Annotated in this window: 10 protein-coding genes; 6 read left to right on the forward strand and 4 right to left on the reverse strand. The window is 41.4% G+C overall.

What is annotated here, in order from left to right; all coding sequences use genetic code 11:
* Both FEM55_RS25105 and FEM55_RS07210 read left to right on the forward strand, forming a co-directional pair.
* On the forward strand, positions 1-239 hold a 239-nt coding region (locus tag FEM55_RS25105; protein WP_212748301.1), incomplete at its 5' end, for a hypothetical protein.
* 635 nt (positions 240-874) lie between these two features.
* The gene (locus FEM55_RS07210) at positions 875-1,570 is read left to right on the forward strand and encodes a recombinase family protein (RefSeq protein WP_138280675.1); all 696 of its coding nucleotides are present in this window, start codon (positions 875-877) and stop codon (positions 1,568-1,570) included.
* Between the two features lie 77 nt (positions 1,571-1,647).
* Here FEM55_RS07210 and FEM55_RS07215 read toward each other — a convergent pair whose 3' ends face one another.
* The 3 genes from FEM55_RS07215 to FEM55_RS07225 all read right to left on the reverse strand — a co-directional run bounded on the left by FEM55_RS07215 (position 1,648) and on the right by FEM55_RS07225 (position 4,119).
* Positions 1,648-2,040 carry a hypothetical protein gene (locus tag FEM55_RS07215; RefSeq protein WP_138280676.1) on the reverse strand — a complete coding sequence of 131 codons (393 nt, stop codon included), beginning with the start codon at positions 2,038-2,040 and terminating at the stop codon, positions 1,648-1,650.
* A 207-nt stretch (positions 2,041-2,247) separates the two neighbouring features.
* Positions 2,248-3,075, reverse strand: coding sequence for a helix-turn-helix domain-containing protein (locus tag FEM55_RS07220; protein ID WP_138280677.1), 828 nt, complete (start codon positions 3,073-3,075; stop codon positions 2,248-2,250).
* On the reverse strand, positions 3,076-4,119 hold the full coding sequence (locus tag FEM55_RS07225) for an aldo/keto reductase (RefSeq protein WP_229209137.1): 1,044 nt from the start codon (positions 4,117-4,119) through the stop codon (positions 3,076-3,078). It lies immediately after the preceding gene.
* A gap of 144 nt (positions 4,120-4,263) precedes the next feature.
* On the opposite strand from FEM55_RS07225, the gene FEM55_RS24915 reads away from it, so the two are divergent.
* From FEM55_RS24915 to FEM55_RS07240, 4 genes are all read left to right on the forward strand, one after another.
* Positions 4,264-4,803 carry a hypothetical protein gene (locus FEM55_RS24915; RefSeq protein WP_171036497.1) on the forward strand — a complete coding sequence of 180 codons (540 nt, stop codon included), beginning with the start codon at positions 4,264-4,266 and terminating at the stop codon, positions 4,801-4,803.
* A 418-nt stretch (positions 4,804-5,221) separates the two neighbouring features.
* The gene (locus FEM55_RS07230) at positions 5,222-5,884 is read left to right on the forward strand and encodes an AAA family ATPase (protein WP_138280678.1); all 663 of its coding nucleotides are present in this window, start codon (positions 5,222-5,224) and stop codon (positions 5,882-5,884) included.
* A complete protein-coding gene (locus tag FEM55_RS07235; protein WP_138280679.1) occupies positions 5,856-6,137 on the forward strand; it encodes a hypothetical protein in 282 nt (93 codons plus the stop codon). The genes FEM55_RS07230 and FEM55_RS07235 overlap by 29 nt, the downstream gene beginning before the upstream one ends.
* 68 nt (positions 6,138-6,205) lie before the next feature.
* Positions 6,206-7,336 (forward strand): hypothetical protein, encoded by a 1,131-nt coding sequence (locus FEM55_RS07240; protein ID WP_138280680.1) that lies wholly within the window; start codon positions 6,206-6,208, stop codon positions 7,334-7,336.
* A 230-nt stretch (positions 7,337-7,566) separates the two neighbouring features.
* Here FEM55_RS07240 and FEM55_RS24920 read toward each other — a convergent pair whose 3' ends face one another.
* Positions 7,567-7,725, reverse strand: a complete 159-nt coding sequence (locus FEM55_RS24920; protein ID WP_171036498.1) for a hypothetical protein — start codon at positions 7,723-7,725, stop codon at positions 7,567-7,569.
* Positions 7,726-8,696: the final 971 nt, after the last annotated feature.

Genomic DNA, 8,696 nt, shown 5'->3' on the forward strand with positions numbered 1-8,696 from the left:
ATTCTCCTAAACAAATCTCCTTGTTTTGCTCTCTTCATCATGTCAAAGAACTTGGCCCTGATTGCCTCAGAACTGATGGCCCTGCCGCTCGCAAGACCCGTTATTTCCCGATTGGGAGTGCAAAAGTAGAAAGTCTAATTTTTAAATGCAATAAATTGACAAAAATATTTTTAATGTTTGAAAAGCATGGTTCTGAATCCTGTCCCGATTATGCTATCTGTTCCAATTTCAGCAGCTAATATTGCTGGTCAAATCGAATGTAGCGATTTAGTAACTATAAACATATAAGCAAGCCAGATACTAGCTTCACTGTCGACGATCGGAAATGATTTGGAATGTCGTCAATATGGTACTTCGGTGGAAAAGAACTGATGAACAAACCCGGTTTACCGCCTTAGTGGCAATTTATCAATGTAAGTAAGATAAAGTAGAAGATTAAGCTTGCATTCGTATTTTACTTTCAAGTGTCTGAATAAAACTTTCTGTAACTCCGGCCAATGCTGCAATTTTGGCCAGATCAGAATCTGTATTTAAAAGAAGGTTTTCAAAAAAACAGTTTTTTCTTCTTCACGGCCTTTTTCAATACTTTCTTCAAAGGTTATCATTTACACGGTTTACGTTATTCCCATACCATTTTTAATTCCGGTTAACAATTCAAACTGCTTCTCAAGTTACTGTTTATTTCAGGATTGTCAATCTATATAAAGGTTGTTAGAAAGAACAGGAAACGGTTAATCTGTTCATTATTGTACTTTTTGCTTTCAATCAGTGCTTTGATGATGGTCATGCAATGATCTGCCTTATGGCATTTTATAAACGAGCGTTACTAATATGCCACAAAGTTTTATTTTTGACAAATTATCATTGGAAGTGCATGAATTACATCTGTTATTACCGGGTATCGACCAAAGGGCAGGGAAAATCCGGACTCGGGCTGGGCGATCAGGTATCCATTGTCAACCGCTACCTTCGGGAAGGTGACCAGATCATTTTGGAATTTACCGAAATAGAATCCGGAAAGAAAAGTGACCGCCCCAAACTCCGGGATGCCATTCTGGCCTGTCAGAAAAACCAGGCAAAACTGCTTATTGCCAAACTCGACCGCCTTAGCCGGAACGTTGCCTTTGTAATGACACTCCGCGATTCAGGTGTCAATTTTGTTGCATGTGATCTGCCTGATGCCAATACGCTTTCAGTCGGTATGATGGTGACCTTTGCACAGTATGAAGCCGAGCGTACATCCGAACGGACCAAAGCGGCATTGTTCCAAAAGAAGCTGCAAGGGTTCAAACTTGGAAAGCCGGAGAACCTGACACGGGATGCTATACGCACTGGTCAGCAGATCCGGACGCAAAATGCGTTAACCCACAAGGCCAATGTGCAGGCTACGGAACTTGCTATGCTATACAGAAGTAAGGGTATGACTTATGCCCAGATTGCAGAGAGGCTGAATGAAACGCATTACCTTACTCGCCGGCACAAGCAATTTGACGGCAAGGCCATATACAGGTTGATTAAAAGGCATGAAGATGTTAAAAAAAAACAGCAATTATTTACCAGCTTTAACTGATAGTGGTTCTGAAAAGAGTTAAGGCTGGGATTTCTTCACATAACATTGCAGAAAGACTGCAAACCAGTATTCTGTTATTATGGACAGGATTGCAGGATACTTTCGCATACAAGTATATTAACCAGCGCATATTCCTGCGTACAGTACAGCACGTTCGCTTTTTTCTCTCTGGCCTTGTCCCGGTGAAACTGCATGTGAAAAGTTTTGTCTGCAACAAGAACCGAGTCCGGTAAATCCAGCATTGCAGCGTAATATCTTACAGCAGAAGTATCATTTACAGTAAATTGCGTAGCCAGCGGATTGGGTGACATCAATTCCACTACCTGAACCGATTCTGAAGAAGTACAATGATATCTGCGGACAAACTTGGCCTGAGCGCAAAAAGTTTCTGAACGTACGTCTGTTCTGTCCTCACAAGAGGCAAAAAGGCCTAATCCAAGCAGAAGTAAATAACCAAAGGTCTTGTTCATTAGCTTTTTAGCATTTTTGTAACAGGACTCTCTACAAACAACAAAGGTTGTAATTTTGATGACTGCTATGAGATTTATTTAATAAGATTTGTTTAATAAATACAAAATCAGGGGACTGGTATAAAGCAGATATATCATGATAAAATTCGGAACTAGCCAGAAGAACTTTATCCGTATCTGAAAGGGGCTTTTTCAAATGCTTGCAAATTACTTTCGGGTAAGATCACAATTCAGTGCGGTTGGAGCCATGCCGAACTTTTTCTTGAAGGAATATGAAAAGTGTGACAGACTTTCAAATCCCAGATTAAGGTAAATGGCTGAGGGCTTGTGATGCCTGGTTTCGATCAGGTGCTTTGCTTCGGTCAGTCGTTTGTCCTGCAGCCAATGACGGGGCGACGTACCGAATGTTTTCAGAAAATCGCGTTTGAAGGCTGCCAGACTGCGGCCGGTAAGCTGCGCAAATTTTTCAACAGGAACATTAAAATGAAAGTTACTGAGCATGAACTTTTCCAGGTCGATCTTGCTGGGTTCTGAAAAGTCAAACAAGAAGTTGCGCAGTCCCGGCACGGCAAGTAACAACAGTTTAACACCTTCCTTCACTTTCAAAATACCCATTTCATCGGTCATAGCTGCTCCGGAACTCCGGGCATATGGAACAACAGACTGGAAGTATCCCTTGAGGAATTCATTGGAAGGAATCAGGATATTAGGCGGGCCGATATGTTTCCTGTCTGCTTCTAGCTTTTCTTCCAACGCAATTCTGCGCAGCAGGTCCTCCTGAAGAGATATCACGATGGTTTCGTAATTTTCACCTGGCATCGGTGTTTTGGTGAGTGTCCCCAGCTGGTTTCTGCCGATCAGCAGCATTTCTCCTCCGGACATTGAAATGCTTTGTGCAGAGGTTTCCATAACAAATTGTCCTGAAACCTGTAATATCAGGGTATGATGGTTCCATAAACATACTTTCTCCTTCCGCTTGGCGGAGAGGTATGAGTAGAAAATCACTCCCGGAAGAATTTCTGCTGGACTGGTCATTTAGCGCTGTAAGTAAGTGCCGCCAAGTATGGCGCCTGTTGCAAAAGTAGTGTTCAAAGTGTTCATTTCTTCCGGTGTAAATACAATGTTCATCGCCGCAATGTTTTCCGGCAAACGTGATCTGCGGCTCATACTTACCAAAGGCATAATGCGGTCGCCTTGCTCCTTCACCCAAGCAATGGCAGCCTGCGCTGGCGTACAACCTTTACGACTGGCAAGTTGCTTTAGAACCTCGACTTTTTCCAGGTTACTGATTAGATTTTTACCTTGAAAACGGGAGAAATGGTTGCGGTAATCGTTTGCTGCAAGCGGTACTTTTATTTCGCCGGTCAACAGGCCCTCAGCAGTATTGGCAAAAGCTACTACGGAGATGCCCAACTCCTTTGCCGCTGGCAGCAGTTTACTTTCTATTTGACGGTCAGCGAGCGAATAGCCGATTTCCAGTGCACTTACGGGATGAATGCTGTTGGCTTTACGAAGTTGATCAGCTGTAATTTCCGATACGCCGATGTAACGCACTTTCCCTTCTCTGATCAGATCTGCAACCGTTCCGATGATGTCTTCCACCGGTACGCTGTTATCCATTCGGCTGGGCTGATAAAGGTCAATGGTTTCAACACGCAAACGGGTAAGAGAATAGTTTATAAAGTTTTTAATAGCAATTGGCCGCAGATCCATTCCCAAAGGCTGACCGTTGTGAAAGATAGCACCGAATTTTACACTGATGAAAGCATCATTGCGCCTTCCCTGAATGGCTTTCCCGATCAGCATTTCATTGTGACCGGCACCGTAAAAGTCTCCGGTGTTCAAGAAGTTGATTCCATTATCCAGGGCTTCCCGGATCGTAGCAATACTTTCTTTTTCGTCAGGAATGGAGCCGCCCCAAATGGAAGACATGCGCATACAGCCTAAACCAAGTCTGGACACGAACGGGCCATTCTTTCCCAATTGCATTTCTGTGCTATTTTTCATGATGCAAAGATCCACATTCCATACATCCGAAACTTTCTTCCAGGGCTCAAATAATTTGCCTGTAAAGCTCATTCAAGTTTAGAAATTCACTTTGACATTTGCTTGCAGGCTTTGTTGATCAGTGCTGTGGTAAATTCAGGCTTGACTGAAAATTTTGTCCTGTTGCAAGATCATTGCTGCCAGCGGGTTTGGTATTAACAGCATTAATGAACAAAAGTGAATCGTTATCTCAAAACACTTGCAAAAAATGAAATCACTTCGCTCGATTGCCTGCAAGATTTGTCTTTGGAATGTTCCGGATCCTTTACAGATTCCTTGCTGCCATGTTTCGTGATATTTATAAACAATTGTATAAAGAGGCATAAAGCAGAATTGCATCCCGCTTATCAAACACTTCTTTGCAGCACAGTACTTTTTGCGGATATTACAATAAAATTTTCTTGCATTTATGGAAAAGAAAAAGCATTCCAGATTCTGGATCAGACTGGCAACCTTATCACTGGATGTCATCAGCCTGATACGCCTTGCCTTTCTGTAAAGTCAGCTTTTCAGAAGCCATGTGGAAACAAGTTTTCTGTTGCGTTTACATTTTATGTTGGTGTAAAATGGGCTTTATTTTACTGTATCACAGGCATTTGCAGCTTTTATGCAAATGAAGCGGCACTTGATTCAGTGCTAGAATCGGTGCCAGATGCAGTGCTGTTACTGATGCTGATTGAATTGCGTTTCTTTCTCCTACCCTGCTGCCTGCGGTAGCATTGATGAAAATGTATCCAGTGCTGATGACGACACTGTTTTTAAGTAATGGTTCTGATACAAATAAATACGGTATTGAAGTTTCCCGTTGTACACTATATTTTTAAGTATCTGCAATCAGTTATTCCCTGTGTTAAAGACTGTTTATTCATGTAATTTAAAGGTGCTTCGAGTGCATAAATCAGCACTTGTTTTAGTGCTGTAACCAGTGCTAAATTCGATGGTTGCATAAGTTCAAAACCGGCAATTCAGGATACCTGTTAAAAAGGGAAATTTAGTGCTGAAAACAGTGCTTGAATTAGTGTCGATAACAGCATTCGATTAAGTGTTGCATTCAGCACCGATTGCAATACTGAATAAAGTGTTTGTTTTAGTACTGTTTATTCCATTTATTGCAGTGTCATTTTAAATTCAAACAGTGGTAATATCATTTAACTCAATCAAGGGCGGAGTTGGCAAAAGCACTATGGCTACAACTTTTGCAGCATGGCTGGCCAGCAAAGGCCAGGACGTTCTGCTAGTGGATGGCGATGATCAGGAAACAGCTTCGGATTTTACTGCCTGGCGCGAACAAACGCTTGGACAAACCGGCTATACACTCGTAAACATGACAGGGGCAAATCTGCGCAAGCAGGTTGAAGCCATGAAACCAAAGTACGATCACATCATTATTGATACCGGCGGCCGCGATACAACCAGCCAAAGGGCAGCACTGATTGTCGCCGATGTATCCATGATACCTTTTGCGCCAAGAAGTTTTGATCTTTGGACAATCAACAAGGTCATTACATTGATCGATGAAATTCAGTCTATACGCTCCAATCCCCTGAAAATTTATACATTTCTGAGCCGTGCGGACATCAAGAGTGCCGACAACAGAGAAGTTGCAGAAGCTTTGAGCAGCTTTCCTGAACTTACATACCTTCCTTATCCAATAAGCAACCGGAAAGCATTCAGTAATACAGCAGGAATCGGGCTGGCCGTATTTGAAGCAGAGCAGCCCGATCTGAAAGCAGTTGCAGAAATAGAAAATTTATTTAACCACGTATTGTATGGCAACCACGCTACCACCAGCGCGTAAAAAGAATCTGTCAGAAGCAGAAATCGAAGCTGTGATCAACAGAGGCGGATCAACTATTTCCAAAAGCTCCAGTCCTGAAAAGCCAAAGCATATCAACATCAGACTGACCGAAAAGATCATTGGTGAAATTGAACAGTCCAGAGCAAAACGCCCCAGAAAACCGGGATCGCCCAAGTTGGGTATCAGCATTCACGACTGGATTGTAGAAGCGGTGCTCGATAAACTGAGCAGTGAAAGCCAGTACGAAAAATAGTGCTGGAAACAACACTGAATGAAGTGCAAGAACTAGTGCCAAATTAGCTTCAAAGCTGCAAGATTGATATGGAGGACAAAGAAAAAATGCAGGTGATCGAAATCGAAGGCAATTCTAAAAGCGATTTCTTTTTAAGTCGCATTGACAGGAGTGTAGCTGACAATCTTCATGATATCAGAAAATCATTCGGGGAAGATGCAGGGATTGTCAAAGATTTCATTGTATTTATCAGCAAGAATCTGAAAAGGGATCTTTTTGGATATACCAAATTTACGTTGAAAGACTTTTGCAAGGAGTCTGGACGAAACAGGCAGGATCTTGCCAAAAAACATCCTTACTTCGTCATGAATCCAAAGGCTCCGGTTCCGGAATATTTTGGTCATGAATTCGTCTCTGTATTTGATTATGCATTGTTCAATATGCTGCAAAAGAATATCATATTCGCCAAGTCCTATGCAGTGAATACAAAAAACGAAATTGTCCAGCTTAAAAATTTTCCCATTCTCAAAGATATCAGGTTAAATATCAACAGGCAGTCCAATACAATCAAGGTTTATGAAATCAGGATTTCTGACGAATGGCTTGATGGCTTTATAAGCAGGTACTATACCATCGAAACCAATGGATACCCCAAAATCGGCAAGGGCAGGGGAGGAGACGGAAGAAAAAGCCTTTATCTGATTCTTCAAAGAACCAGGCATCAGTTGCTAAGTCAGAAAGAGACAACAGCCAGGTTTTCTGTGGATTATCTTTCAGACTTGGCTGAGCTGGAAGTGGAGGAAAACAGGTTCCGGAAAAAGTCGTTGAAAAGAATACTTGATTTTTTTATCGAGAGAGGCGAGTTTCCTTTGTCATACCGATTTATAAAAGGAAATCCTTCGAAACTGAATCAAGAAGAATACTGGGTCGAATTTGATTTTTCAGATGCGGTGAATATCAGTTCTCTTTCTGAAAAGAAAGGCGATCATTTGTTTTTCACTACCCTTATGAATGAACTGAAGGCCATGTTTTCTTTCAAATACGTCAACATCACGATCAAGGACGAAACAGACGTATTTCAGCGTTGGCTCACGAACGTGGATGCCGATCTGGATGCAAAAGCCGATATTCTGATATCTTCCTACTACAAAGCTTATAATCAGCAGCTTACTGTAATACAAGCTAAACAATTTATAAAAGATGGTTTTTTCGTGAAATAGTTGCTGTCGAGTATTGCCACGCTATTTTTATTCTCATACGATAACCGGGGCTGCAAAACCTTGATAAATATTTCATTTTGGCCTTTGCTGTCGAGTATTGCCACATTTCGGGTGCTGGCTTGCCGATGCATTGGCTAAACTGCTGTCGAGTATTGCCACGCTCCTGTTACTGATTTTCGAGTTTGTAATTTGTTACTTTAAGCACTTGTTACTTTACGGTATAAGCAAGTTTAAAAAAAATAGTTGAATGCTTTGCTGTCGAGTATTGCCACAAACTTGTCGAGTATTGCCACGTTGCTGTCGAGTATTGCCTCACTGCTGTCGAGTATTGCCTCAAAATGCGATTTTGCTGTCGAGTATTGCCACGTTGCTGTCGAGTATTGCCTCACTGCTGTCGAGTATTGCCACGCACCCCCCTTTGCTGTCGAGTATTGCCACGCTAAAAACCGCCTCTGTTGAACGTGGAGGGCAGTTGCTGTCGAGTATTGCCACCAAATATATAGTTATATATAAAAATATATATTTAGAAAAAATTTGATTTTTTGATTTTTGAAAAGCGAATTGAAAGGAAAATTCTGCACCAAAACCAACGCGCAAAAACGGCTTGCGTCGCTTCGCGCACGCCTTGAAAATCTTCTAGGGGGGAAACATTATAGACAAACAGAACGTGATTACTTATAACTAAATTATTAGTTATATTTCTATGGTTAAGAACGTGCGGATTTATATATAATTCTCTAAAAAGCCCACGGCAACTAAATATTTAGTTGATTTTCTGCCTTTTTGTCAGATTTATAAACGGAGATTATTTTAAGAACAGCTTTAGCATACATAAAGACCGCAGCTGTTGCGCATATATAAAAATTCATTTTCCCGGCATAAACACCCTGTTTTTAATTTGTAACAACACAGATCAAAGCTTTGGTTAACCGAATTATAGAATGAAATCAGGTAATTTATGCAAGTGTCATTTGCATGAATTCAAAATCCGGTTATGTACATGCAAGCCGGCACACGCTATCATTTGGTATTGACAAGCTCTTTACATCACCTGATATATAAACCCTGCATTATAGAAGAGATCGATGGACAGAGAGGCAAAAAAGGCCGCTTAAACGAGGGTCTGCTAATAAGACTATGACCTGAGTATATCAGTAGCTTTCTTGAAGCTTACTTTTACTCTTGTCTGAAGCCGGAAAAGAACCTGGGATCATGTAAATTACATTGTTCAGTACGAGGTTTTTCTTACAAATGTCCGGAAAACGGCGTTAGTAAACTACGCTTTTAGTTTTGAGGCATAATTTATACACTGTTCTATACGAAATTTCCAGTTGCCTTGAAATAGGGTTCTTCTGGTCCG

The organism is Dyadobacter sediminis (assembly GCF_005860765.1).
Taxonomy (GTDB): domain Bacteria; phylum Bacteroidota; class Bacteroidia; order Cytophagales; family Spirosomataceae; genus Dyadobacter; species Dyadobacter sediminis.